Source organism: Citrobacter sp. TBCS-14 (assembly GCF_005280805.1).
Classification (GTDB): Bacteria; Pseudomonadota; Gammaproteobacteria; order Enterobacterales; family Enterobacteriaceae; genus Citrobacter; species Citrobacter gillenii.
This window is the reverse complement of sequence record NZ_SZWM01001327.1, coordinates 1-493: the sequence shown is the minus strand read 5'-3', so window position 1 is coordinate 493 and position 493 is coordinate 1. Positions and strand designations below refer to the sequence as shown.

Genomic DNA, 493 nt, shown 5'->3' with positions numbered 1-493 from the left:
GAGGGCTTTCTTATAGCGTGGCTGGTCGATGGTGAACAGGATCTGATCCTTTTTCACCAGTTGGTTATCATGGATGTTAACGTTGGTAATAAGCCCCGCAACATCCGGCGCAATCGCGACGACATCGGCGCTGAAACGCGCATCACGCGTCCACGGCGACTCGGTGTAATAGACCCATGCGCGGAAAATAGCGATAAAAGCCAGAATGACCAGTACGAGAGTCATGGCCGTACGGGAGAGTTTTCTTGTTAGTGTTTTCACTTCAACCTCAAACGAACAGGCGCGTTATTNGCGCGTTATTAAATAGAACAGACAGCAATACAGCGCAGTGTTAAACAGAGCCGGATGCCAGACAAAATCATAGATGCCAGTCGGAACAAGCACCCGGCGCACCAGCCAGAAAATCGCCAGTGACAAAAGTAATTCGAAAAAAATCGGTGGGAAGGACAGACCAAACACCACGATAACGGGAAACAGACTCATGTTGACCTTG

Annotated in this window: 2 protein-coding genes; both read right to left on the bottom strand. The window is 49.4% G+C overall.

Annotated features, from left to right (window positions below; genetic code table 11):
- The coding region (locus FDX22_RS27650) for a biotin/lipoyl-binding protein (RefSeq protein ID WP_146718080.1) at positions 1–261 on the bottom strand (261 nt) is incomplete at its 3' end.
- A gap of 24 nt (positions 262–285) precedes the next feature.
- The gene (aaeX, locus tag FDX22_RS27645) at positions 286–483 is read right to left on the bottom strand and encodes a p-hydroxybenzoic acid efflux pump operon protein AaeX (RefSeq protein ID WP_146718079.1); all 198 of its coding nucleotides are present in this window, start codon (positions 481–483) and stop codon (positions 286–288) included.
- Positions 484–493: the final 10 nt, after the last annotated feature.